General features: G+C 48.8%; 20 protein-coding genes. 6 read left to right on the top strand and 14 right to left on the bottom strand.

Features of this window, described 5'->3' with window-relative positions; all coding sequences use genetic code 11:
• Nucleotides 1–33: 33 nt before the first annotated feature.
• From bamA to rpsB, 9 genes are all read right to left on the bottom strand, one after another.
• On the bottom strand, nt 34–2,382 hold the full coding sequence (bamA, locus tag ACO0LN_RS15470; protein ID WP_422949880.1) for an outer membrane protein assembly factor BamA: 2,349 nt from the start codon (nt 2,380–2,382) through the stop codon (nt 34–36).
• Nucleotides 2,383–2,451: 69 nt separating this feature from the next.
• Entirely contained in the window at nt 2,452–3,825 is a 1,374-nt protein-coding gene (rseP, locus tag ACO0LN_RS15465; RefSeq protein ID WP_422975242.1) for an RIP metalloprotease RseP, read from the bottom strand.
• On the bottom strand, nt 3,822–5,006 hold the full coding sequence (ispC, locus tag ACO0LN_RS15460) for a 1-deoxy-D-xylulose-5-phosphate reductoisomerase (protein WP_422975240.1): 1,185 nt from the start codon (nt 5,004–5,006) through the stop codon (nt 3,822–3,824). The genes rseP and ispC overlap by 4 nt, the downstream gene beginning before the upstream one ends.
• 5 nt (nt 5,007–5,011) lie before the next feature.
• The gene (locus tag ACO0LN_RS15455) at nt 5,012–5,830 is read right to left on the bottom strand and encodes a phosphatidate cytidylyltransferase (RefSeq protein ID WP_422975238.1); all 819 of its coding nucleotides are present in this window, start codon (nt 5,828–5,830) and stop codon (nt 5,012–5,014) included.
• On the bottom strand, nt 5,830–6,609 hold the full coding sequence (locus ACO0LN_RS15450) for an isoprenyl transferase (protein ID WP_422975236.1): 780 nt from the start codon (nt 6,607–6,609) through the stop codon (nt 5,830–5,832). Before ACO0LN_RS15450 ends, ACO0LN_RS15455 begins: the two co-directional genes overlap by 1 nt.
• 34 nt (nt 6,610–6,643) lie before the next feature.
• Nucleotides 6,644–7,204, bottom strand: a complete 561-nt coding sequence (gene frr, locus ACO0LN_RS15445; RefSeq protein ID WP_110253515.1) for a ribosome recycling factor — start codon at nt 7,202–7,204, stop codon at nt 6,644–6,646.
• An 85-nt stretch (nt 7,205–7,289) separates the two neighbouring features.
• Nucleotides 7,290–8,006 (bottom strand): UMP kinase, encoded by a 717-nt coding sequence (gene pyrH, locus ACO0LN_RS15440; RefSeq protein WP_422949875.1) that lies wholly within the window; start codon nt 8,004–8,006, stop codon nt 7,290–7,292.
• A gap of 268 nt (nt 8,007–8,274) precedes the next feature.
• A complete protein-coding gene (gene tsf, locus ACO0LN_RS15435) occupies nt 8,275–9,156 on the bottom strand; it encodes a translation elongation factor Ts (RefSeq protein WP_422975234.1) in 882 nt (293 codons plus the stop codon).
• A gap of 136 nt (nt 9,157–9,292) precedes the next feature.
• Nucleotides 9,293–10,039 (bottom strand): 30S ribosomal protein S2, encoded by a 747-nt coding sequence (gene rpsB / locus ACO0LN_RS15430; protein WP_110253518.1) that lies wholly within the window; start codon nt 10,037–10,039, stop codon nt 9,293–9,295.
• Nucleotides 10,040–10,435: 396 nt separating this feature from the next.
• On the opposite strand from rpsB, the gene map reads away from it, so the two are divergent.
• The 3 genes from map to ACO0LN_RS15415 all read left to right on the top strand — a co-directional run bounded on the left by map (nt 10,436) and on the right by ACO0LN_RS15415 (nt 14,671).
• Nucleotides 10,436–11,245 (top strand): type I methionyl aminopeptidase, encoded by an 810-nt coding sequence (gene map, locus ACO0LN_RS15425; protein ID WP_422975232.1) that lies wholly within the window; start codon nt 10,436–10,438, stop codon nt 11,243–11,245.
• Nucleotides 11,246–11,284: 39 nt separating this feature from the next.
• A complete protein-coding gene (locus ACO0LN_RS15420) occupies nt 11,285–13,837 on the top strand; it encodes a [protein-PII] uridylyltransferase (RefSeq protein WP_422975230.1) in 2,553 nt (850 codons plus the stop codon).
• A gap of 87 nt (nt 13,838–13,924) precedes the next feature.
• The gene (locus ACO0LN_RS15415; protein ID WP_422975228.1) at nt 13,925–14,671 is read left to right on the top strand and encodes a pseudouridine synthase; all 747 of its coding nucleotides are present in this window, start codon (nt 13,925–13,927) and stop codon (nt 14,669–14,671) included.
• A gap of 68 nt (nt 14,672–14,739) precedes the next feature.
• On the opposite strand, the gene def is transcribed toward ACO0LN_RS15415, so the two are convergent.
• The 5 genes from def to smc form a co-directional block, all read right to left on the bottom strand.
• Nucleotides 14,740–15,273, bottom strand: a complete 534-nt coding sequence (gene def, locus ACO0LN_RS15410; RefSeq protein WP_422975226.1) for a peptide deformylase — start codon at nt 15,271–15,273, stop codon at nt 14,740–14,742.
• 74 nt (nt 15,274–15,347) lie between these two features.
• Nucleotides 15,348–16,226: a UTP--glucose-1-phosphate uridylyltransferase GalU gene (gene galU, locus ACO0LN_RS15405; protein ID WP_422975224.1), complete on the bottom strand. Its 879-nt coding sequence runs from the start codon at nt 16,224–16,226 to the stop codon at nt 15,348–15,350.
• Nucleotide 16,227: 1 nt separating this feature from the next.
• Nucleotides 16,228–18,285, bottom strand: a complete 2,058-nt coding sequence (gene ligA / locus ACO0LN_RS15400) for an NAD-dependent DNA ligase LigA (RefSeq protein WP_422975222.1) — start codon at nt 18,283–18,285, stop codon at nt 16,228–16,230.
• A gap of 12 nt (nt 18,286–18,297) precedes the next feature.
• Nucleotides 18,298–19,380: a cell division protein ZipA C-terminal FtsZ-binding domain-containing protein gene (locus ACO0LN_RS15395; protein WP_422975220.1), complete on the bottom strand. Its 1,083-nt coding sequence runs from the start codon at nt 19,378–19,380 to the stop codon at nt 18,298–18,300.
• On the bottom strand, nt 19,377–22,901 hold the full coding sequence (gene smc / locus ACO0LN_RS15390; RefSeq protein ID WP_422975218.1) for a chromosome segregation protein SMC: 3,525 nt from the start codon (nt 22,899–22,901) through the stop codon (nt 19,377–19,379). Before smc ends, ACO0LN_RS15395 begins: the two co-directional genes overlap by 4 nt.
• 303 nt (nt 22,902–23,204) lie before the next feature.
• On the opposite strand from smc, the gene dapC reads away from it, so the two are divergent.
• From dapC to ACO0LN_RS15375, 3 genes are all read left to right on the top strand, one after another.
• Nucleotides 23,205–24,437 carry a succinyldiaminopimelate transaminase gene (gene dapC / locus ACO0LN_RS15385; RefSeq protein WP_422975216.1) on the top strand — a complete coding sequence of 411 codons (1,233 nt, stop codon included), beginning with the start codon at nt 23,205–23,207 and terminating at the stop codon, nt 24,435–24,437.
• An 83-nt stretch (nt 24,438–24,520) separates the two neighbouring features.
• Entirely contained in the window at nt 24,521–25,348 is an 828-nt protein-coding gene (dapD, locus tag ACO0LN_RS15380) for a 2,3,4,5-tetrahydropyridine-2,6-dicarboxylate N-succinyltransferase (protein WP_422975214.1), read from the top strand.
• A 60-nt stretch (nt 25,349–25,408) separates the two neighbouring features.
• The gene (locus tag ACO0LN_RS15375) at nt 25,409–26,551 is read left to right on the top strand and encodes a PilT/PilU family type 4a pilus ATPase (protein WP_245936816.1); all 1,143 of its coding nucleotides are present in this window, start codon (nt 25,409–25,411) and stop codon (nt 26,549–26,551) included.
• Nucleotides 26,552–26,554: the final 3 nt, after the last annotated feature.

The raw sequence follows: 26,554 nt of genomic DNA, 5'->3' as shown, positions 1-26,554 counted from the left end.
GTACTAAAACAAAACACAGCCAAACATAAGCAATTAGAAACCAGTACCCATCTGGAACTGGAATGTCTGCTTCTTGTCGTCTGCCTTGGCATTCAAAGCTTTACCAAAACTCAGCTTCAATGGGCCAACCGGCGATATCCAGCTTATACCTATACCAGCAGAAAAACGTAAGTCTTTCATCCGGATTTTTTGACCCTCATCAAATACATTACCACCATCCACAAAAGTGAACCAGCGCAAAGATTTGTCGGCACCCGGGAAAGGAATCTGCAATTCCACATTGGCCAGCAAACGGGTTGCGCCACCAAGAGCATCACCATTTGGATCTTTGGTACCCAAGGAAGATGGTTCATAACCACGTACTGAGCCTATACCACCTGCATAGAAGTTCTTAAACAATGGATAAGGCTTACCACCCAGACCATGTCCATAATCAATTTCACCATTCAATGCCAAAACCACGGAGCGATAAACAGGCTGGAATAATTGTGCATTATAAATTGCACGATAATATTTAAAGCTGCCTACTGCTGCCAGTTCCAGATTGGCGCGCTGATAACGACCAATTGTTGGCGTCAACACGCTATCGCGACTATCCCTTTGCCAGGCTGCAGTCAATGGGAATGAATTAGTTACAGCTTCACCAATACCATAGTCAATCGCCGCCGTATCCTTTGAGCCAGTACCGTAATCCGAAACATATTTCAGGTAACGGTACGGGCTGCCATAGTAAGTTTCAACCTTGGTACGTTCAAAACCGAGACCAAAAAACACCGTATCCACCTCGGAGAATGGTACACCGAAACGCAAAGCGCCACCGGTAGTCTGAATTTTATAGTCGCCTACACTACCGATAATCGGACGCGTTGTACGGATATAAGCTTCCACATTGCGGCTAACGCCATCGTCCGTGAAATAAGGATCGGTGTGGGACAACGCAATGGTACGGTTTTGGCGGCTGGTATTGATATCCAGGCCTATCGTATCACCACTACCAAAGGCGTTGGCTTGCTGGATGGAGCCAGTCAACGTTAATCTTTCGGCACTGGAGTAGCCAGCACCAAACATCAGGTTACCAGTAGGTTTTTCAGTCACAGTCAGGTTCACATCAACCTGATCAACGCTGGTTGGTACTTCAGGTGTTTCTATAGTGACATCTTTGAAATAACCAAGACGCTCTACACGGTCCCGTGATGTTTTGATTTTCTCACCGTCATACCATGAGCTTTCAAACTGGCGGAATTCGCGGCGGATAACTTCATCACGTGTGCGGGTGTTCCCAGCCAGGTTGATACGGCGCACATAAACGCGCTTGCCCGGATCAACAAAGATCGTGAAAGCAACTTCTTTCTTTTCCTTGTTCAGGTTGGGATTTGCATTCACGTTGGCAAATGCATAACCAAAATTACCCATGCGTTCAGAAATACGCTTGGTGCTTTCAGTCAGACGGGCAGCATTATAAATATTGCCCTTTTTGAGCAGCAGCAAAGAGGCCAATTCCTCTTCCCTACCCATAGTATCGCCTTCAAGCTTGATATCGGAGACAGTATATTTATCGCCTTCATCAATATTGATGGTGATGTAAATGTCTTTTTTGTCCGGTGTAATGGAAATCTGCGTCGATAAAATCTGCATTTCCAGATAACCACGGTTTTGATAGAACGAGCGCAAGGTCTCGATATCACCCGACAGTTTTTGCTTGGAATATTGATCTGCCTTGGTATACCAGGTAAACCAGCCTGGTGTCGTCAAAGTCAACAGATCACGGATTTCACCGTCAGAAAAATCTTTGTTACCGATGATATTAATCTGGGCGATCTTGGCTACTTCGCCCTCATCCACCGCAAATGTAACGTTTACACGATTGCGCTCTATCGGCGTGATGGTGGTCGTGATTTGCATGCCATACAAGCCCTTGGACAGGTATTGGCGTTTGAGCTCTTGTTCGGCACGATCAACTGTTGCCTTATCGAAAATACGTGATTCACCAACGCCTATGTCTTTCAAGGCCTTGACGAGTGCATCTTTTTCAAATTCCTTTGTGCCAGTGAACTCCACACCAGCGATGGTAGGACGCTCTTCCAGCAAAACGATCAATACGCCGTCCTGCACTTCAATCTGAACGTCCTTGAAAAAACCCGTTGCATACAGGGATTTGATCGCAGTTGTACTTTTCGCGTCATCAAATTGCTCACCGACTTTGACAGGCAAATAGCTAAATACAGTACCAGCCTCCGTCCGTTGCAAGCCTTCTACACGTATGTCCTTGACGGTGAAGGGCTCAATCGCCAATGCGTTTCCGGTGCAAAGTGCCAATGCAGCCAGAGATAAAGCATGACGACGAAAATGGGCTAAAGTGAACTGCTCGATATGTAATTTCATTGGGTATAAATTTCTTTCAATACTCTCAATATTGCTATCTAAAATGAGTTTCTGTCATCAAGCCAGCTATTATGACATTAGTCGGGCAATGTCATTAAAAAAAGCTATTGCCATCATCGTCAATAACAAAAAAAATCCGGCACGCTGTCCCATTTCGACATAACGGTCCTGCAAAGGTTTCCCTGTCAAAACTTCCAGCGAATAATACAACAAATGCCCCCCATCCAAAACGGGTATTGGTAGTAAATTCATCACGCCAAGGCTAATACTAATCACCGCAATGAAGCCTAGATAGACAATCATGCCAGTTCTGGAGGTTTGACCGGCATAATCAGCGATGGTCAAAGGTCCGGTTATATGCTTCAGAGAAACACTACCCGTCAACATTTTGCCCATCATTTTCAGGCTGAAGATACTGGTATCCCAGGTTTTTTCAACAGACTTGATAAATGCCTGTGGCAGGCTAGCCTGCACTACTGTCATCTCTGGAACCATGGGCTGCAATTTTACCTTCATCAACCCCACTGTCTGTCCGCTTACTTCCTGACTGACAGGCGTGACTTCCACCTCAAATTTGCTGCCATTCCTTTGCACCATCAACTTCAACGGTTTATCAGGATTGGCGTTGACGATTTGCCGGAAATCTATTGTATCAAGCAAGGGTTTCTGTCCTATCGCCAGAATACGGTCACCAACCTGCAAACCTGCCTGCCTGGCTGGACTATCTGGCAAGAAATCCTCAAGAATAACGTCATTACTTCCAGCAAGATTCAAACCAAGGTGCTGCAAAATATCAGTATCAACTTCGCTTGAACTCAGTTGTTGAAGTGGGATTTCCACTGAAATTGGTGCGTTACCACTAATATTGCCAGTATTAGTATGCTGTACTTCAAGTACCGGATTACGCCTACTAACACCGGCCTGCATCATTTTCCAGCGGAACTCTGACCAGCTTTGTATTGGCTCACCATTTATAGAAGTAACCAGATCACCATAGCGCAACCCCGCTTTATAAGCGATAGAGGATTCTGATGCCACGCGTATTTTGGAAACCGCTTCTGGCACACCATGCACAAACAAGGCGGTATAAAGGAAGATAGCCAATAAAAAATTGGCCATAGGACCGGCAGCCACGATAGCTATGCGTTTCCAGACAGATTGCTGGCAAAATTCGCGGGACAGCTCATTTGGGGCTATTTTATCCGCCCCCATCTCACGGGCGTCCAGCATTTTAACGTAGCCACCTAACGGCAACAGGGAGATAGCCCATTCAGTCTGGTCTTTACCCAAGCGCCTGGAGTAGATAACCTTTCCCATTCCCAGGGAAAAACGCAGAACTTTAACGCCACACCAGCGGGCCACAATATAGTGTCCAAATTCATGGATGGTGACCAGTATGCCAAGTGTCACCAGAAAGGCCAATGCGTTTTGTAGCCAGGTCATAAGGAGATCATCGCCTCTGCAACCCTGCGTGCTTCAGCATCGCAGGCGAGTATGCTTTCCAGATCTGGTGTCTCGCTCGCAGCAAGTTTGCTCAACGTGTGCTCTATGACCTGATTGATCATGCGAAAGCCTATCCTCTTGTCCAAAAACGCTTGGACAGCAATTTCATTACTTGCGTTCAATATGGTTGCAGCGGACTTACCCTCTTTCAAGGCGTCATAGGCGAGTTGCAAGCATGGGAAACGCTGAAAATCTGGTTTGATGAAGTTCAGGCTGGCGACCTTCAACAGATCCAGTGGTGCGACTCCCGAGTCTATGCGCTCAGGATAGGCCATGCCGTAAGCGATGGGTATGCGCATGTCAGGGTTGCCCATTTGCGCTATCACTGACCCATCCATATAAGACACCATGGAATGAATCACACTTTGTGGATGGATGACCACCTCAATCTGCTCTGCCGGCGTAGCAAACAGCCAGTGCGCCTCGATGACCTCAAGTCCCTTGTTCATCATCGTCGCTGAATCGACAGAGATTTTTCGACCCATGACCCAGTTGGGGTGAGCAACGGCTTGTTCAGGCGTGACATCATCCAGGGTATTGACATCCCGGTTCAGGAAGGGGCCACCAGAGGCAGTCAATAATATTTTGTGTATGCCATGCTGGCCGGGTTGACGGTTATAGTTGCCGGGCAAGCATTGAAAAATGGCGTTGTGCTCGCTGTCAATAGGCAGTAAAGCAGCATCACTGTCTTTAATGGCATCAATAAACAGCTGGCCAGACATGACCAGTGCTTCTTTGTTGGCCAGCAAGACTTTTTTACCTGCTTTTGCAGCAGCCAAAGACGCAGGCAAACCGGCAGCACCAACAATGGCTGCCATCACGCTATCACATTCACTAGCGCTGGCGACGGCACACAAGGCCTCTGGGCCAGACAATATCTGGATGTGAGGCAAATTTAATTCTTTTAACAGAATCGCCAGCTCATCAGCAGCCTTCGCAGTGCCAACCACTGCAATCTGAGGTAAAAACTGCGCGCATTGCTCAGCCAGTTTTTTTACCTGGGTATGTGCAGTCAAAGCAAAAACACCATAGCGCTCAGGATGACGTGCGACCACATCCAAAGTCGATACGCCTATGGAGCCGGTAGAACCTAATATGCAAAGCTGCTGTTTTTTCTGCATGTATTTTATCGCCACAAATCGACCAGAGCTGCGAGGGGAAGCACTGGTATCAGCGCATCTATCCTGTCGAGTACACCACCGTGCCCGGGCAAGAGGTTGCTACTGTCTTTCATACCGACGCGGCGTTTCAATGAAGATTCAAACAGATCGCCCACTACGCTGGCCGCAGTAATCAAAGTCATGGCACCAATAAAGATAAGCCAGCCTTTTCTGGCAACTAATTGCGCAGTGAAAGTATTTTCCAAAGCAGGGATAAAGCTTGTCGCTGCCGCCAATAGCAATACGCAGACCCAACCACCGATAGCACCTTCCCACGATTTGCCCGGAGAAATTGTGGGAGCGAGTTTGCGCTTGCCAAAAGTTTTACCAGAAAAATAGGCCCCAATATCAGCAATCCAGACGATGGCCATAACAGAAAACAGATACATCGGTGATCGCTGAAAGAACACCGCAATCGCGATGAAGCAGGCAAAAATACTGATGCCATACAAAGTACTCAGCATGCCACTGGAGAAATTATGCGTTTCCGGCAAGCCTCTGGCCAGCGTGGGAACCAATCTTAAAGCCCAGAACGCCGTGCTCAGCGCAAACAGCAAGGGGTGAGAAAAATCTGCCAGATGGAATAAGCAATACACCAACAGGCCAACCCACAGCGCAGCCATGATGATGGGCCCAGGTTTTTTGAACAGGCGCTGGCATTCCCACATGGCGGCAGCAAAAAAAGCAACTGCCAATACTGAGAAAGCATAAAAATTGGCCGAATACAGTACTGGCAACAAAATAGCCAGCAGAACCAGAGCAGTCAGGACACGGGTTTTAAGCATTACTTGCTTTCTTGCTGGGCAGATTGTTCAGACACCTGGGCACTGGTGCGTCCAAAGCGACGTTCGCGGTTTTGATAAGATGAAATGGATAAGTCCAGAGAGGCTGCATCAAAATCAGGCCAGAACGTGTCTGTGAAATACAACTCACTATACGCCAATTGCCAAAGCAGAAAATTGGAAATGCGTGTTTCACCACCGGTACGGATAAACAAATCCGGCTCAGGTGCATAGGCCATCGACAAATACGCAGCAAGCTGGTCTTCTGTTATTTCCTGATCAGCCTGCCCTGCAGCTACCCGCTCTTTTTGCAGGCGATTCATGGCCTGCATGATATCCCAGCGGCCACCGTAATTGGCACAGACCGTTACAGTCAATCCCTGATTATTGGCGGTTTTTTCCTCTGCAGCGGCTATCATTTTCTGCAATTGCGGGTCAAAACGAGTGAGGTCACCGACCACTTTCAGACGTATATTATTGGCGTGCATTTTCGCTACTTCTTTTTCAAGAGCGGTCACAAACAAACGCATCAATAACGAAACCTCTTCAGCTGGCCTGCGCCAGTTTTCTGAACTGAAGGCAAAAAAAGTCAGGTAAGAAACACCGCGGCGGGCACAGGCTTCAACGATACCCCTGACCGCCTCGACGCCCTTCACATGCCCTGCGACACGCGGCAAAAAGCGCTTGGTTGCCCAGCGCCCATTGCCGTCCATAATAATTGCGATATGTTTAGGAATTGCGCCAACTGCCGGAATTTCCTTGGTGGAACTTGTATGGGTCATGTAAATCCAGAATGTGTTGATACGCGGGCGACGACTAAACTGTCAACACTTCTTTTTCTTTGTCTGCCAGCAGCTTATCGACTTCAGCAACAAACTTGTCTGTCAACTTCTGAATATCATCCTGTGCACGGCGCTCATCATCTTCAGAGCATTCTTTCTCTTTCAACAATTTCTTCAGAGACTCATTGGAGTCGCGGCGAATATTGCGGATAGCGATTTTGGCACTTTCGCCTTCAGTTTTAACCAGCTTGACCATTTCCTTACGGCGCTCTTCAGTCAGCGGTGGTGTTGGCACGCGTATCAGCTCGCCCTGCGAGGATGGATTCAAGCCAAGATCAGCATCACGAATCGCTTTCTCAATTGCATTCAACATTTTCTTTTCCCAAGGCTGCACACCAATCGTGCGCGCATCGATCAAAGTCACATTGGCAACCTGCGTAATATGAGTGGGTGTACCGTAATAATCAACCTGGACATGATCCAAGATGCCGGTATGGGCACGGCCAGTGCGTACTTTAGACAAATCAGCCTTCAAAGTCTCAATAGACTTTTGCATACGCTGGTCAGAACTTTTCTTGATATCTGCTACGCTCATCGCGCTCTCCTGTACATCTGGGCACGAGCGACGGCTGTGGCCGCACTCCTTGCCGAATTAATATGAAACAATCCGAAGTGCAGGATTATACGTGCACTAAGGTGCCTTCGTCTCCCCCCAGAATGACATTCTTCAATGCACCCGGTTTAATAATGGAAAATACCTTGATCGGCAGTTTCTGATCGCGGCAAAGTGCAAAGGCAGTAGCATCCATGACTTGCAGGTGACGGGCAATAGCCTCATCAAAAGAAATCGTCGTATAGCGTGTTGCTGCAGGATCTTTTTTAGGGTCTGCTGTATAGACACCATCAACCTTGGTTGCCTTCAAGACGATTTCAGCACCAATTTCCGAACCACGCAAAGCAGCTGCAGTGTCGGTAGTAAAGAAAGGATTGCCTGTACCTGCAGCAAATACAATGACTTTACCTTCTTCCAGGTATTGCAAGGCTTTTGGGCGTACATAAGGCTCAACGACCTGGTCAATGGCGATAGCTGACATGACGCGGGAAGTCAGGCCGACCTGGCGCATGGCATCAGACAAAGCCAGGGCATTCATGACTGTCGCCAGCATACCCATGTAGTCTGCAGTTGCCCTGTCCATGCCTTGCGCACCAGGCGCAACGCCACGGAAAATATTGCCGCCACCGATAACGATGGCCAACTCTACACCCATCCTTGATACTTCGGCCACATCGGCCACCATGCGCTCTATCGTTGCACGGTTAATGCCAAACGGATCATCGCCCATCAGGGCTTCGCCAGAGAGCTTCAAGAGCACACGCTTGTAAGCAGGTTTTGTCATGATAGGACTCCTTCTGGTAGTTTAAATAGTTTAAAAGAAATGCGTACTGGATGAAGTAGCCTGGGTAAGGCACTTCAATAACCATTTGATTTGTAAACTAGCCCGGTCAGGCAATACACAAAGCAAATGGAGCACCACTCGCCCATAACACACTCATAACACGCTCATATTTACACCTGAATACATAAATTTGATGCTCAGACACAAATACTTACAATCGCTGGATTTAAAAAAACGGGCCTTTCGGCCCGTTTTTTTATTTCGCCAATTACGCTTGTTTTGCTGCAGCCACTTGAGCGGCCACTTCTGCGGCGAAGTCATCTTGCTTCTTCTCAATACCTTCACCAACAACAAACATGGTGAACGCTTTGACAGTTGTATTAGCAGATTTCAACATTTGCTCAACTGTTTGCTTGTCATTCTTAACGAATGTTTGATCCAGCAAAGAAACTTCTTTCAGGTATTTCTGTACGGAACCTTCAACCATTTTAGCTACGATTTCCGCAGGCTTGCCGGATTCCGCTGCTTTTTGCGCTGCGATAGAGCGCTCTTTTTCGATCAATTCAGCAGGAACTTGCTCTGAAGACAAAGACACTGGTTTCATCGCAGCGATATGCATCGCTACGTCTTTGCCAACTTGTTCATCAGCACCATCAAATTCAACAACCACGCCGATACGTGTGCCATGCAGGTAAGAAACCAGCTTGGCAGTTGTGTCAAAGCGGACAAAACGACGGAAAGACATGTTTTCGCCGATTTTACCAACCAGTGCCAAACGCACTTCTTCAACTGTTTTACCGTCCAGTGGCAGTGCACCCAAGGCTGCGATATCAGCAGGATTGTGCTCAACAATCAGTTTTGCACAAGTATTTGCCAGCGCCAGGAAATCATCATTCTTGGTCACGAAGTCTGTTTCGCAGTTAACTTCGATCAGGGAACCAATGTTACCAGCGATGTAAGAAGCAACGACACCTTCTGCCGTAATACGAGTAGCTGCGCCACTTGCTTTAGTACCCAGTTTCACACGCAGAATTTCTTCCGCACGGTCCATATCGCCTTCTGCTTCTGTCAGCGCTTTTTTACACACCATCATTGGCGCATCTGTCTTTGCGCGTAGTGCACCTACCATCGCTGCTGTAATTGCCGCCATGTCATTCTCCTAGTTCAAAGGTGTTTAAAAAACACCGATATCAAATTTTGTTTAAAAAAAAGGGCGAACGACTGTTGCCCCATTTTTTGTTTCAAGCCGCCACTGGCAGCTTGAAACTATGTGCCAAAACAGGCAATTAAGCTTGTTCTACTTCTACAAACTCATCAGAACCTGGTTTAACAGCTTCCAAAACTTCGTTTACTGCGTTTGCACGGCCTTCCAGGATGGAATCGGCAACACCGCGAGCATACAAAGCGATTGCTTTGGAGGAGTCATCATTACCTGGGATGATGTATGCAACACCTTCTGGGGAGTGGTTAGTATCAACCACGCCGATAACCGGGATACCCAGCTTCGCTGCTTCAGTGATTGCACCTTTGTGGTAGCCAACATCGACCACGAAAATTGCATCAGGAACGCCGCCCATATCCTTGATACCACCGATGGATTTTTGCAGCTTGATCATTTCGCGCTGGAACATCAGGGCTTCTTTTTTGGACAGTTTCTCAACAGAGCCGTCTTCAATGGAAGCTTCCATGTCTTTCAGGCGTTTGATGGATGTTTTGACTGTTTTAAAGTTAGTCAACATACCACCCAACCAGCGTTGATCAACGAAAGGCATGCCAGCACGTTGTGCTTCTGCCGCGATGATGTCACGGGATTGACGCTTAGTACCAACCATCAACACTGTGCCGCGATTGGAGGACAATTGACGGATGTACTTCATCGCGTCCTGGTACATTGCCAGTGTTTTTTCCAGGTTAACGATATGAATCTTGTTGCGATGGCCGAAGATGTACGGTGCCATTTTTGGATTCCAAAAACGGGTTTGGTGACCAAAGTGCACACCAGCTTCAAGCATTTCACGCATTGTTACAGACATAATAACTCCAGGGTTAGGTCTTGAATCCAGCCAGTGATCTGAGCGAATTAATATTTACTATTAATTTAAACGCTACAAGACACCCTTTTCGACCGGATTCGATTGATAAAATATTAATTAGCAAGTATCGCATTTCTATACATCCACAAGCTAACCATCTATTCTACTATGAAAATCGCATTTCCCTCAAGTCCTGTCTTCAGCCACATGGTATAGCAAGCATGTCAGGCCGATACGGCAGCGCCCTTCATAGACTATAATTCCGGTTCTGCAACACTTTCGCAATTTTACTCAAACCAAGATTTTAGCGGACAAGCAAACCTGACCCGGCCAGACATACGTAGTGGTCACGCCATCTGCTTGTTACGCAAATCCTGGTCAACGACAAGAAAACGTATGGAAGCTATTACTATCAAAACGCCGGAAGATATCGCCGGCATGCGCATCGCTGGCAAACTGGCTTCGGAAGTTCTCGATTACATCACGCCTTTCGTTAAAATTGGCGTGACAACTGGTGAACTAGACCGCTTATGTCACGAATTCATGACTAATGTACAAGGCACCATCCCTGCCCCGCTGAATTATTGCCCGCCAGGCTATACGCCTTACCCTAAAGCCATTTGCACATCAGTCAACGACGTTATTTGCCACGGCATACCGGGCGACAAGGTTCTCAAGGATGGAGACTCCGTCAATCTTGATATTACCGTCATCAAAGATGGCTACCATGGCGATACCAGCCGCATGTTCCTGATTGGCGAACCCAAGATCATGGCCAAACGTCTCAGCGAAATCACCTATGAATGTATGTGGCTGGGTATAGACAAGATCAAACCAGGTGCACATCTGGGTGATATCGGATACGTCATACAGCAGCATGCCGAAAGAGCTGGCTACAGCATAGTGCGCGAGTTTTGCGGCCATGGCATAGGCAAGATATTCCATGAAGCACCGCAAGTCATGCATTACGGCAAACCTGGCACCATGGAAAAACTTTTGCCCGGCATGATTTTTACGGTAGAGCCCATGGTCAATGTCGGCCGCCGCGAAATCAAGGAAATGCCGGATGGCTGGACCATCAAGACCAAGGACCGCAGTTTGTCAGCGCAATGGGAGCATACTGTGCTGGTGACGGAAACCGGTTATGAAGTACTGACTTTGTCGGCAGGCTACCCGCCTATTCCAGACTTCATCAAACTCGCTTAAATCAAACTTATATCAAACCCGATTAAGACCCTGGCCACAATGCAGACACCGGCACTCTCTTTCAAGGAAGAACTGAAATCAGCGCAACTGATCGTCATCAATGCGTTCAAGGAAAATCATAAGGCAGAACAACTGCTGCATGATTTGTGCCGCAATGTCGATCAGCAACTCAGCAAAATCTGGCGTCACTTTGAGTTTCCGAAAGAGGCGGCGCTGGTCGCTGTAGGTGGCTACGGACGTGGTGAGCTTTTCCCCTACTCTGACGTTGATGTGTTGATACTATTGCAGGAAAGGCCGGACGCCGCCTTGCGAGAGAAGCTGGAAAAACTGGTGCAGCTGTTCTGGGACATAGGCCTGGATATTGGTCACAGCATACGTACCATTGATGAATGCCTGCAGGAATCTGCAGCTGACATCACCGTGCAAACCAGCCTGCTGGAAGCACGCCTGGTTACCGGCAGCCGTAAATTATTCAAGGAAATGCAGCAACGCTATACGGAAGCACTGCATCCACAAAAGTTCTTCCAGGAAAAATTGCTGGAACTACAACAGCGCCATGTCAAATACGAAGACACACCGTATAGTCTGGAGCCGAATTGCAAAGAGAGCCCGGGTGGACTCAGGGACTTGCAAGTCATACTCTGGGTGGCTAAGGCCGCCAGTTTGGGTAACTCCTGGCGTGAACTGGCAGAGCGCGGCCTAATCACCGATGTCGAGGCGCGTCAGTTAAAGCGCAATGAGCGCGCCTTCAAGGATATACGCATAAGGCTGCATATTTACGCAGGACGCCGTGAAGACCGTTTGATTTTCGACGTGCAGACAGCAATAGCAGAAACATTTGGGTTCAAGACAACAGAGTCAAGGCGTGCCAGCGAGCACTTGATGCAGCGCTATTACTGGGCAGCCAAGGCAGTTACGCAGCTAAATACTGTGTTGCTGCAAAACATAGAAGCCGTATTGTTTCCGCAACCCTCTGTGCCACGTCCCATCAATGAGCATTTCAATGAAGTAAATGGCTTCATCGACATTGCCAGGGACGATACCTTTGAAGCCAACCCATCGACCATACTGGAAGTATTTTTGGCAATGGCCAGACATGGGGAGCTCAAAGGCATGACGGCGAGGACCTTGCGTGCGCTATGGCATGCACGACTGTTGATCGATGCAGAATTCCGCCACGATATCTTCAATCGCTCATTGTTCCTGCAAATTCTGCAGTCACCGCAAGGGATTACCCATGCTCTGCGGCGAATGAATCAGATGAGTATCCTGGGGCGTTATCTGCCTAATTTCCGCCGCATCATCGGTCAGATGCAGCACGATTTGTTTCATGCCTATACGGTAGATCAGCACATCCTCATGGTAGTGCGCAATTTGCGTCGCTTCACCATGCCTGAGCACGCACACGAATACCCGTTTTGCAGCCAGTTGATGGCAAATTTCAATCAGCCATGGGTTTTGTACATCGCAGCCTTGTTCCATGATATTGCCAAGGGCCGTGGCGGCGACCACTCCATCCTTGGCATGGCTGACGCAAAAAAATTCTGCTATGACCATGGGCTCAGCAAAGCCAATACCGAGCTGATTATTTTCCTGGTACAGAATCACCTGACCATGTCGCATGTGGCGCAAAAGCAGGACTTGTCTGACCCGGACGTGATACAAAATTTTGCCAACATCGTCAAGGATGAACGCCACCTGACGGCGCTGTATTTGCTGACTGTATCCGACATACGTGGCACCAGCCCCAAGGTCTGGAATGCGTGGAAAGGCAAACTGCTGGAAGACCTGTACCGGATGGCTTTACGGGTACTGGGTGGAGAGGCGCCGAGCAAGGACAGGGAATTAAAAAATCGTCAGGAAGATGCGCTGAAAGCCTTGCGTCTGTACGGGCTGGCACCTGACGCGCATGAAAAATTCTGGCAACAACTGGATGTCGCCTATTTCCTGCGCCATGATGCATCAGATATCGCCTGGCAAACACGCGCCCTGCATGATCGTATCGATAGCCAGACACCTGTGGTGAAATGCCGCCTCTCACCTATAGGAGAGGGCTTGCAGATCACGGTCTACGTCAAAGATCAGCCCGACCTGTTTGCGCGTATCTGCAATTATTTTGACGGCAAGAATTTTGGCATTCTTGATGCAAAAATTCATACCAGCAAAAACGGCTATGCTCTTGATACTTTCCTGGTCATAGAGCCGGCTTTTGCGAATAATTATCGTGACATCATCAATTTGATTGAGCACGAACTGACAGAGATACTGACGCGCCAGACGCCGCTTTCCCCACCTAACCGTGGGCGCCTGTCGCGTATGTCACGCACCTTCCCTATCGTGCCTACAGTCGATTTGCGGCCGGATGACCGTGGCCAGTATTATTTGCTGTCCATCTCTGCGAATGACAGAAATGGCTTGCTCTATGCAGTGGCAAATATCCTGACAAAATACAAAATCAATTTGCATACAGCAAAGATCATGACCCTGGGCGAAAGGGTAGAAGACGTTTTCATCGTCGATGGCCAGGCCTTGCAAGGTGCACGAAGCCAGATACAGTTTGAAACCGACTTGCTGGATGCACTCAGAATTTAAATGCTGCCAACGCAATATTGCAACCGAATAATCAACACCCTCGCCTGATCCACAACCAGACTCAGGCGAGACTACTCTAAAAGCATCATGACTGAACTTGTAAGACTCTCCAAACGCATGTCCGAACTTGGCCTTTGCTCCCGCCGCGAGGCTGATGAATGGATCGCGCGCGGCTGGGTTAGGGTAGATGGCAATGTCATCTCAGAGCTGGGCAGCAAGGTATTGCCTCATCAGAAGGTGACGGTGGAAAGACAGGCTGCAGCAGAGCAATCGAAACGCGTCACGGTCCTCATCAACAAGCCTGTCGGTTTCGTCAGTGGTCAGGCTGAAGATGGCTATACACCTGCGATCGCCCTGATCAAGCCAGAGAACCGCTGGACGGAAGATGAGGTCGATACCCAGTTCCACCCTACCCAATTACGCAGCCTCGTGCCTGCTGGCCGGCTGGACATTGACTCCGTTGGCTTGCTGGTATTAACCCAGGATGGCCGTATCGCCAAGCACCTGATAGGTGAAACCACCGTGGTGGAAAAGGAATATCTGGTACGCGTGCAATACAGCAAGCCTGGCCGATTGCCAGATGCAGATTTACGTCGCCTGAATCATGGTCTGTCACTCGATGGCAAAAAACTCTTGCCTGCCAAAGTCACCTGGCAAAATGAAGATCAGTTGAATTTTATTCTGCGCGAAGGCAAGAAGCGCCAGATCAGACGTATGTGCGACATGGTAGGATTGAAAGTGATAGGCCTGAAGCGCGTTCGCATAGGCAAGATCAAGCTGGGTAAATTACCGGAGGGGCAATGGCGCTACCTCCGGGAAGATGAGCAATTCTAATTCGCACTCTTCAAAAAACAAAAAGGCAAGAATTGAAATTCTTGCCTTTTTGTTTTGAAATCAATGACTCAATCGTCGTCGTTAGGATCAAGCTCCGGAAACAAGACTTCAGTAAAACCAAATTGTGTCAGGTCGCGTATGCGCATGGGATACAAAATGCCATTTAGATGATCGCACTCATGTTGCACGACGCGGGCATGGAAGCCATCTACGTCACGTGAAATTCGTGTGCCGAACTGATCGTAGCCTTCATACCGCAGCGCACTCCAGCGCGGCACCAGGCCTCGCATTGCGGGCACAGACAAACAGCCTTCCCATGCGTCATCAGTCTCTTCAGACAAGGGGGTCAACACGGGATTAATCAGCACTGTCTCAGGTACAACAGGTGCATCAGGGTAACGTGGATTATTTTTGAACCCAAAAATTACAAGCTGCAGATTCACACCAATTTGCGGCGCTGCCAAACCAGCGCCATTGGCAGCAATCATGGTCTCGAACATATCCTTGATGAGCTCATGCAATTCTGGAGTATCAAACGCAGTGACTTGCTCAGCAACCCTTAACAGTCGTGGATCGCCCATTTTCAGTATAGGATGAATCATGGTGCACCAAATGTAATAAGAATAAATGACTTAATGTAAATACGGCCAGTTTATAAGCTGGCCGCAGAATTGCATTATTTATTCAGGGATTGCAGGAACTCGGTAAATTCTGCACTGGTTTCCTTGTGTTTCAAACCGAGAGCAACACTGGCTTTCAGGTAACCGAGTTTGGAGCCGCAGTCATAACGAGTCGCATTTGGACGGAAAGCATAGACCGGGAAGTCTTTCAACATGGCAGCAATACCATCCGTTAATTGAATTTCACCGCCAGAGCCCTTGCCCAGGGTTTCAAGGTATGAGAAGATGCGGCCCGACAAAATATAGCGGCCAACCACAGCCAATGTTGATGGCGCAACATCAGGCATAGGCTTCTCGACGATGCCCTGCACTCTTTCCAGGCTTTCAGTATAAGGCGTGCCACTAACAATACCATATTGACGGGTGAACTCACGTGGCACGTTTTGCACGGCGATAATGCTGCCACCCTCTGCCTCATACTGGCGCGCCATTTGCGCCATGACAGAAGGTTGGCCGACGTCGGCATCCATCAAGTCATCTGCCAGCAGCACTGCAAAAGGATCGTCGCCAATTACAGGACGTGCGCACAATACCGCATGCCCCAAACCCAGTGCGGCTGTCTGGCGTATGTAGATGCAGTTGATATTCTTGGGAATCACATTCCTGACCAGATCCAGCAAGGCTTCTTTGCCTGCCGCTTCCAGTTCGCTTTCAAGCTCATAGGCTTTATCGAAATGATCTTCAATTGCACGCTTGTTGCGGCCGGTAATAAATACCATTTCTGTAATGCCTGCCTCAACTGCCTCTTCAACCGCATATTGAATCAGCGGCTTATCAACGATAGGCAACATCTCTTTAGGTTGCGCTTTCGTGGCAGGCAAGAAACGGCTACCCAAACCTGCCACTGGAAATACGGCTTTTTTAATTTTTCTCATTTCAGCTCCCGGAACAAAGTTGAAGCAATTCTGCTTCTGTCAATATAGTTATACCCAATTCTTGCGCTTTTACCAGCTTGCTTCCCGCATCATCTCCAGCAACCAGATAACTGGTTTTTTTTGATACTGAACCTGAAACCTTGCCGCCCGCTTTTTCTATGATCTCTGTCGCCTGATCACGACTCAGCGCGGGCAACGTACCTGTCAATACCAGCGTCTTACCAGCCAATACCTGCTCACCTTTTTCCTGCACTTCTATCTCTGGCCAATGTATGCCGGACGCCAGCAATTGCTCCACCAACTCCACATTAAGCGGATCAGAAAAAAAGCGGAGTATCGATTTGGCAACCACAGGACCGACATCCGATACTTCCAGCAACTGCTCTTCCGTCGCTTTCATCAATGCATCCGTATTACCGAAATGCGCAGCCAGATCTTTTGCCGTAGATTCACCAACATGGCGTATCCCCAGCGCATAGATAAAACGCGGGAAACTGGTCAGCTTTGACGTTTCCAGCGCACTCAATACATTTTGCGCAGATTTCTCTGCCATGCGGTCCAACTCAACCAGCGCGCGCAGACCAAGCTTATACAAATCTGCAGCAGTTGTAACGACATTCTTATCGACCAACTGATCAATGAGCTGCTCTCCTACGCCGTCAATATTCATTGCCTTACGTGAAGCAAAGTGCGACAAGCCACCCTTGCGTTGCGCAGTACATTTTATCCAGCCACCGCTGCAACGGGCAATCGCTTCATCTTCCGGCTTTTGTATGGGAGAGCCACAAATCGGGCATTCCACTGGCATGACAAACTGGCGAGAATCTGCCGGACGTTTTTCTAATATGCTGGCAACGACCTCAGGTATGACATCACCTGCGCGGCGTACAGAAACCGTGTCGCCTATACGTATATCCTTGCGCTGTATCTCCTCTTCATTGTGTAAGGTGGCGTTGGTTACAGTCACACCACCGACAAAGACAGGGGCCAGCCTGGCCACAGGTGTGATCGCACCTGTTCTACCGACCTGCACCTCTATATCCAGTACAGAAGTTAGCGCTTCTTGCGCAGGGAATTTGTGAGCGATTGCAAAACGTGGCGCACGCGATACAAAACCTAGCGACTGCTGGCTGGCGAAATCATTGACTTTATAGACCACGCCATCAATCTCATAATCCAGGATATCGCGCCTGGTCTGGATAGCCTTGTAAAATTCCAGCAAACCAGATGCACCACTGACCAGGGCATTTTCTTCACAGACAGGGATGCCTGCCTGTTTATACCAATCCAGCAAAGCGCGATGAGAAGGTGGTACGCTCATGCCTTCCAGCAGGCCTATGCCATAAGCAAAGAAACGCAGGCTACGCTGGGCAGTAATTTTTGAATCAAGCTGACGCAGACTGCCAGCAGCAGCATTACGCGGGTTGGCAAACTCTTTGGCACCCGCATCACGCTGGCGCTGATTGAGCTTTTCAAAATCGCGCTTGAACATTAATACTTCCCCACGTACGTCCAATATCTTTGGCGGATTATCTACCCGCAAGCGTAAGGGGATGCTGCGTATGGTGCGAATATTTTCGGTAACGTCTTCGCCTGTGAAGCCATCGCCCCGCGTTGCGGCCTGGGTGAAGACACCATCTACATAGCGCAGATTAATGGCCAGACCATCAAACTTCAAATCTATCGCATAGACAATTTCATTTTGAATATCCAGGCCCTCACGAGCTCGACGGTCAAAATTAATTACATCATCGTCTTCAAAGCCGTTATTCAGCGACAGCATGGGCACAGCATGCTGCACCTGGCCAAATTCTGGCAAAGGTGCTCCGCCCACCCTGTTAGTAGGTGAATCGACGGTTTTTAATTCGGGATGCGTTTCTTCCAGCCTTTGAAGCTCTGAAAACAATCTGTCATATTCAGCATCAGGCACACTGGGGTTATCCAGTACATAATAGGCATGTGCATACCGGTTCAACTCTGTGCGTAAGTGTTCTGCCTGTGCCGCTAGTGTTGAAGTGTCTGCCGCCTTGGCGGCAGCATCCAAAAGATCATTCTGCATGTCTGGAATAAATTAACTAAATAATCGCTGGGCACGCAAAGAGCCAGCAGGAATCTGCGCCTCTGCCATTGCGGCATAAAATTCATGGACCTGGCCGGATATCTCATCCAGCGCCAGTTTGGAAATAGGCTGATTGCCATCATCCACGACTGTACCGCCCAGACGCGTCGCCAAAGAGCGGGCGCAAGCTGCCATGGCACCAAAGCCATCACGAGCAGGGGCAACGCAGGGTACATCCAGTAACAACGTCAGACGCGAAGTCATGGTTTCGCTGACGCTGACATTGGTCGATAAGGTAAACAGGCTGCCGCCATCACCATCGGGCATCATCAAACGACCGTCAGGGCGCTGATCAAAGCCCATTTTTTCCAATGCTGCGAGCAAAGTATTCAAGGCCCATGGCGCACCGTTGGCAGCGATATTTACGCTCAGCTGGGCGTCATGCTCAGCGACAAATTGGTGCAATTCGCGGGCATTGACCATGACTTTATTCATATCCGGGATATCCGGGTGCGCACTCAGATTATCAGCAATCGCCCGCAGTTTCATGATAAATTCAGAATATTCCAATTCATTCAAAGGGCCATTGCGGCTGACCATTTGCACGCCCGCAAACAGGCAGGTATAAGCGCCGCCAACGGCAATCACATCGCGCTCGCCGCTATGGCTCTGGCCGATGAAATGCACAGGTTTTTTACCCACATATTTAAGGTCTGCGATTTCTGCCAGAATTTTTTCACCACGTACCGGTGTTTCAAACTCCAATGGGATCACACAATCGATTAATTCATCGACCGGCAATTCCTTATCCTGTATTGCTACCGGTGCTTCCATTTCAGTGGCTGCATCTGCATGCATGGGCTCATGATGTTGGGGCACATCCTCAACGGGCTGGACGTCGCCATCCAGGCTAGGTTCATGCCGGACTATGGATTCAACGGGCGCATCAGGATTCATGAGGACATCATCATGTCCATCGCCAAACGCATTTTCAACAGTTTTCTTGGCTTTGTATTCCTGCCATTTATTAAAAATCAGGACGCCGACCACCAGCGTTCCACCTATCGCTAACAAACTAATTTGTAGATCTGTCATGCTGCTTGAACCTCAGTAGCAAAATTGACGGCAGATTCCATATCTACCGCCACGATTCGTGAAACCCCCTGTTCTTGCATGGTGACACCAATCAATTGTTGTGCCATTTCCATCGCAATCTTGTTATGGGAGATAAATAAAAATTGTGTGTTTGACGACATGCGTTTCACCATATTACAGAAACGCTCAGTATTTGAGTCATCCAGCGGCGCATCAACTTCATCGAGCAAACAGAAAGGTGCAGGGTTCAACTGGAACATCGAGAAAACCAGTGCCGTTGCCGTCAGGGCTTTTTCACCACCAGACAACAAATGAATGGTTGCATTCTTTTTGCCAGGTGGCTGCGCCATGACTTGGACGCCAGAATCCAGAATTTCATCACCTGTCATGATCAGTTTCGCCTGGCCACCACCAAATAAAATTGGGAAAAGCTCAGCGAAATGATGATTGACCTTGTCAAAGGTGTCTTGCAACAAGTCGCGTGTTTCAATATCAATCTTGTGGATGGCATCCTGCAAAGTGGTGATCGCCTCAGTCAGATCAGCATGCTGTGCATCGAGGAAAGTCTTGCGTTCAGTTGCCTGCGCCAACTCGTCAAGAGCAGCCATATTCACGGCACCCAATGCTGCAATCGCATTGGTGAGGCGGGTAACTTCTCCCTGCAAATAAGATGGTTTGAGATCATCGTGCAGTTTTTGCGCCAGGGCTTCTTCATCGACTTCAAAATTGCGCAATTGTTCCGAGAACTGCTCCTGGCTCAGACGTGCAGCCTGTTCTTTCAATTGCAACTCAACAATACGGTCACGTTGTGGTTGCAGGCTGCGTTCCACCTGCATTTTGGATTCTTCGTGATGGCGCAGCTGCTGTGTCAGTTGATCCAGCTCATGACGGGCATTTGCCAGCGCCACTTCCTGTGAGCTGCGTCTGTCCAGTAAATCTTGTAAGCCAGCTTGTGCAGTCTGGTCATCCATGGATTCAAGCTCAAGCTGGCCCTGCTGCATGCTGGCAAATAATTGTGCTGATTGTTCCAGCGCGGTCGCAATACTGCGGCGCAATTCTTCCATTTTGCTGCGGTGGGATTTTTCTGCAAAGGCAGCTTCTTGCGCGGCCAGCTCCAGGTCACGCAGACGCTGTCTGGCTTCATTCAATTGCTGCTCTTTTTCCAGATAAGCAGTCTGGCCTTCTTCATGGGTTTCCTGCAGTTCTGCCAGGTCCATGTCCAGTTGCTCAAATTTTTGCTCGGACTCGGCCCTGATTTGCTGTTGTTCACTCTCTTGCGCGGCGATTTCTGCCAGATCACTGCCTATCTGTGTGCTGCGCTGATTAAAGCGTTCCTGCACTTCAGACAATTTCATGAATTCGATTTGCAGACTATGGGTAGTCTGCGTCAGGCTGCCCACGCGCTGGCGCAAGTCTTGTAATTGCTGCGTAGCCTGAGTGTAAGCAGATTCAGAACGTACGGCACGGGTTTTGGACTCGTCTGCCAGCATATGCTTGGCACGGCATTGCTTGGTGATGTTTTCTATCTCTTGCTGACGTCCCAGCACGCCATCCTGCTCGGAATCAGATGCATAAAAACGCACACTGGAGCGGGCAATGACATGGCCCTGCTTTGTGATAAAACAGGCGCCGGCGGGCAATTTAACCCTGTCCATGAAGGCAGACGTAATGTCTTCAGCGATATACACCTGATGCAACCAATCCTGCATCAAACCACGCAAACCTGCATCATTAAGTTGAAGCAAGTCGATGAAGGGCTTGAAACCGGCCAGAGGTGTGACAGGCTCAGCGACTATGGTAGGCGCACAAACAGCCAATTTGGCAGGTGGAGCATCGCCGAAAAAGGCTTTGGCCCATTCCAGGTTTGACATTTCCAAGGCTGCAGTGCGTTCGCGCAAGATAGATTCCAGCGCAGTTTCCCAACCAGCTTCAATATGCAGCTTTTGCCAGATTTTTGGCAAGCCACTCAATTCGTGTTTTTCCAGCCAAGGCTGTACCTTGCCCTGGCTTTGTACTTTTTCCTGTAATTGTTTCAGGGCTAGCAGGCGCGCTTCCAGTTGCGCATATTCGGCGCTGTCCTGATTCACTTGCTGCTGCGCCTGTTTGCGCTCATCTTCCAGTAAGGGCAAGCGTTCTTGCGCTTCTTCCAGTTGCATGGTGAGCTCTTCCAGCACCTGCTTTTTTTCTTCCAGCTGCATCGAGAGATTGTCCAGATGCGTCGTATCCGGCAATACCAGGCCCTGTTTTTCCTGCATCAGGCGCTCACGCCGGGTGGCCAGGGTGTTCAGGATATTTGACGCATTACGCTGATGCGCAGATTCCAGCTCTATCTGCTGCTGCATCTGCATGATTTTGGCGCGTGATTCTGTCGTCTTCAGTTGCGACTCACGCCATATTTGCTCCATCGCTGGCAGCTTGTCTTGTTGTTGCTGACTGACTTCGAGAGCCTGTTCGGCGCGCATGGCCAGTTCTTCGACATGGATTTCGCCTTCTGACAAATCATCCTGGAATTGCCGGCTCTGGTTTTGCCATTGATCGCGCTGCGCAGTCAGTGACTGCAATTGTGATTGCAAACGGCTGCGAGATTCGATGACGAATTTGATTTGTGCTTCCAGACTGCCAATCTCGGCATTGGTCTGGTACAAATGGCCTTGCGCCTGATGCATGCGGTCACCGACTGCATAGTGCGCCTGGCGCATTTGCTCCAGCTCCAGCTCGACATGGCGCAGCTTGGCGGTTTGCTCTTCGAGGTCCGTCTGAGTCTTTTCTATCTCGGCGAAATGCTTTTTTTGTTCGTTTTCTGCTTCTTTTTTACGCAGCAACCACAGCAGCTTTTGCTTTTCTTCCTGATCAGTCTGCAATTCGCGGAATTTATTGGCAACAACGGCCTGCGCACCCAACCTGTCCAGGTTGTTATTCAATTCGCGCAGGATGTCTTCAACACGTACCAGGTTTTCATGGGTGTCGTGAATGCGGTTTTCTGTCTCGCGGCGGCGTTCTTTATAACGGGAAACACCAGCAGCTTCTTCGAGGAAAATTCTTAATTCTTCCGGGCGGGCTTCGATGATGCGTGAAATCATGCCCTGACCGATAATCGCATAGGCACGAGGTCCCAGGCCGGTACCGAGGAAGATGTCCTGGATATCACGACGGCGCACTGGCTGCCCGTTGATGTAGTAAGTAGACGTACCGTCACGCGTCAAGGTACGCTTGACGGCAATCTCACCGTATTGGCTCCATTGGCCTGCTGCTTTGCCCATGCTGTTATCAAAAACCAGCTCTACGGAGGAACGACCAGCGGGTTTGCGGTGGGTAGAACCGTTAAAGATAACGTCCTGCATGGATTCGCCGCGCAACTCGGAAGCTTTGGATTCACCCAAAACCCAGCGCACAGCATCAATAATATTGGATTTGCCGCAACCATTAGGGCCGACAACACCAACCAGTTGGCCAGGAACCTGAAAATGGGTGGGATCTACAAAAGATTTAAATCCCGCTAATTTAATAGAAGTTAATCGCACTTTATATAATTTTATTATCTTTTGCAGTCAAATCTACCGCGTATCGTATATATGCCAAGGCCATCAATGCCAGCCACGTTCCTGTATCGCTGCATCATACCATCGTAAGAGCAAAATTTTCAGTTTTCAAACTTATGACACAATTTACATATTAATCAGTATTTCACGCAAGTACAGGTGAAAGCCTTTCTCTATAGAATCCTCAGGACGCTATAATACGGATTGCAAATAAAAAGCAGCAAATTTAAGCAGACCAGAGAAATAAGCTAAAAAGCCTGTTTAGCGTCGACAACAATTCGAAAAATGACATTTAATCCCTATCTCAGTAAATTGCAGCCGTATCCGTTCGAGAAACTGAAGCGCCTGTTTGCCGATGTTGTGCCAAATTCCAAATTTCCAGCCATTAGTCTGGGCATAGGCGAACCCAAGCACCCTACTCCCGCTTTGATCAAGGATGCCATTGTCGACAATATGGCAGGCTTGGCTAGTTACCCATCCACTGCTGGCTCTGATGCCTTGCGCAACTCCATTTCTGCCTGGCTGGGACGCCGCTACAATATACCGCCGCTGGATGCCGCAACTCAGATTTTGCCTGTCATCGGTTCACGCGAAGCCTTGTTCGCTCTGGCGCAAACCGTCATAGACCCCAGTGCCTGCAAAAATGGGTCGCCATTAGTGGTGTGCCCTAACCCGTTTTATCAAATTTATGAAGGCGCAGCCTATCTGGCCGGGGCTGAGCCCTATTTTGCCAATGCCGATCCCGAACGTAATTTCGCACCCGACTACAAGAGCATCCCGGAATCAGTCTGGCAACGCGTACAACTGCTGTACATCTGTTCACCCGGCAACCCCACTGGCGCAGTATTGAATCTGGATGACTGGAAAGAGTTATTTGCCCTGTCAGACCGTTATGGTTTTGTTATTGCAGCTGATGAGTGCTATTCCGAGATTTATTTCAAGACCGAAGCACCGCTGGGCAGCTTGCAAGCCGCACGGGAATTGGGCAGGAATGATTATCAACGCCTGATTACCTTGTCCAGCCTGTCAAAACGCTCGAATGTACCTGGCATGCGCTCCGGCTTCGTCGCGGGAGATGCGGAAATCATCAAAAAATTCCTGTTGTACCGGACTTATCATGGCAGCGCCATGAGCCCGAATATACAGGCTGCCTCAGTTGTCGCCTGGAATGATGAAGTACATGTGCAAGAAAATCGCGATAAGTACATACGCAAATTTGCCCAGATCACGCCGATTTTGCAAGAAGTGCTGGACGTGAAACTGCCTGATGCAGCCTTTTACCTGTGGGCAAAAATTCCTGACGCCATGAGTTTATCAGATACAGAATTCGCCCGTCGCCTATACGAGGAATATAATGTGACAGTTCTGCCCGGTAGCTACCTGGCGCGCGAGGCCCATGGCATCAATCCTGGGCAAAACCGCATACGCATGGCTTTGGTGGCGGAACCTGAAGAATGCCTGGAAGCGGCACAAAGGATAGTCAGCTTTTGCAAAAATTTTACTCCGGTAGTGGTCTGATACTGCAGCCAAACAGCAAGCAAACGCGGACATAAGATTATTTCGGTTTTTATTTTTTACATTTCCATTTAAAGACACTCAACATGAATCAACAATTACAGCAAATCATTGATCAAGCCTGGGAAGACCGCACAAATTTCTCGCCAAAATCTGCGCCTGCAGAAATCCGCGAGGCAGTTGCCCATGTCTTGAGCGAACTTGATGCAGGCACCCTGCGCGTTGCGCAAAAAATTGAGGGTAGCTGGCAAGTCAATCAATGGATCAAAAAAGCTGTATTGCTGTCTTTCCGTCTGGAAGACAATATCACTATGCCTTCTGGCGAGCATATGCAGTTCTTCGACAAGGTACCGACCAAGTTCGCCAATTACACGGCTGAAGACTTCATTAAGGGCGGTTTCCGCGTGGTGCCACCAGCAGTCGCACGCCGTGGCAGCTTTATTGCCAAAAACGTGGTGCTGATGCCTTCTTATGTCAATATCGGCGCTTATGTCGATGAAGGCGCGATGGTTGATACCTGGGCGACAGTCGGTTCTTGCGCGCAAATTGGTAAAAACGTGCACTTGTCTGGTGGCGTTGGTATCGGTGGCGTATTGGAACCTATGCAAGCCAACCCAACCATCATTGAAGACAATTGCTTCATCGGTGCACGTTCAGAAATCGTAGAAGGCGTGATCGTTGAAGAAAATTCTGTGATTTCCATGGGCGTGTATATCGGCCAGTCCACCAAGATTTATGACCGCGCGACAGGTGAAGTCAGCTATGGCCGTGTACCTTCTGGCTCTGTGGTTGTTTCCGGAAATTTGCCCTCTGCTGATGGCAAATACAGCTTGTATTGTGCAGTGATCGTGAAACGTGTCGATGCACAGACACGCTCCAAAACCAGTATCAATGAATTGTTGCGCGGCGCTTAAGCACTTTTGCGCCTTTTTTGTATTTTTATTTTAATAATTAGCTCAGCTTAGGGACACATCATGGCAGCGATGGAGAGGTTATTTCAATTGATGAAGGAAAAACATGCATCTGACATGTTTTTCGCGATGAATTCGCCCATACATTTGAAAATCAATGGCAATCTGCTCCCTATTAATCAGCAGAAAATGGATCAGGCAAACATCCTCTCGCTGCTCAGCGAAGTGGTAGAGCCTGAACACATGGAGCAACTGGAAGCCGAAAACGAACTCAATGTCGGTATCGGTGCTGCCGGTATAGGTCGTTTCCGTCTTTCGGCCTTCCGCCAGCGCGGCTCTATCTCTGCTGTGTTCCGTTATGTGCCGGGCGATATTCCCAAGCTCGACACCTTGCATCTGCCGCCAGTACTGGCTGAGCTGATTATGGAAAAGCGTGGTTTGATCTTGCTGGTCGGTTCTACCGGCTCAGGCAAATCAACCACTATAGCATCCATGCTCGATCACAGGAATGAAGTCAAGACTGGCCATATCCTGACGCTGGAAGACCCGATAGAATTTTTGTTCCGCAGTAAAAAATCCATCGTCAACCAGCGTGAAATTGGTAGCGATTCTGAGAGTCTGAAAACCGCGTTGAAGAACTCGTTGCGTCAGGCACCAGACTGCATCCTGATTGGTGAGATTCGCGATCTCGAAACCATGATGGCAGCGATTGCCTATGCGCAATCAGGCCATCTGGTATTGGCGACCCTGCATGCGAATAATAGTTACCAGGCATTGAACCGTATTATCAGTTTCTTCCCTATGGAAACGCGTAGTGCATTGTTGCTGGATTTATCGTCTTCCATACGCGCGATTATCTCGCAGCGCCTGATACGCGCTAAAGATGGTGGCCGTGCCCCTGCGGTCGAGATCATGCTTAATACCCGTTATGTGGCGGAGTTGATTGAACAAGGCGATATTTTCCAGATCAAGGAAGCGATCGAAAAAAGTTTGTCACCTGGTTCGCAAACATTTGAGCGCGCCCTCATGCATTTGATACGCGAAGGCCTGATCACGCAGGAAGAAGGTCTGGCCAATTCTGATTCTGCCAATAACCTGTTATGGCTGTTGAACAATGAAGCATCCACCGCCGTAGCAGCAAAGCCAGAACCAGAACCAGAAACCAAAGAAGAAGCTTCTTTCACAGAATTTACCCTGAACGTATAAAGT

The sequence above is a fragment of the Undibacterium sp. TC9W genome, from assembly GCF_049339865.1.
Taxonomy (GTDB): Bacteria; Pseudomonadota; Gammaproteobacteria; order Burkholderiales; family Burkholderiaceae_D; genus Undibacterium.
Note: the sequence above shows the minus strand (reverse complement) of the source record. Positions and strands in the feature narration are given on the sequence as shown.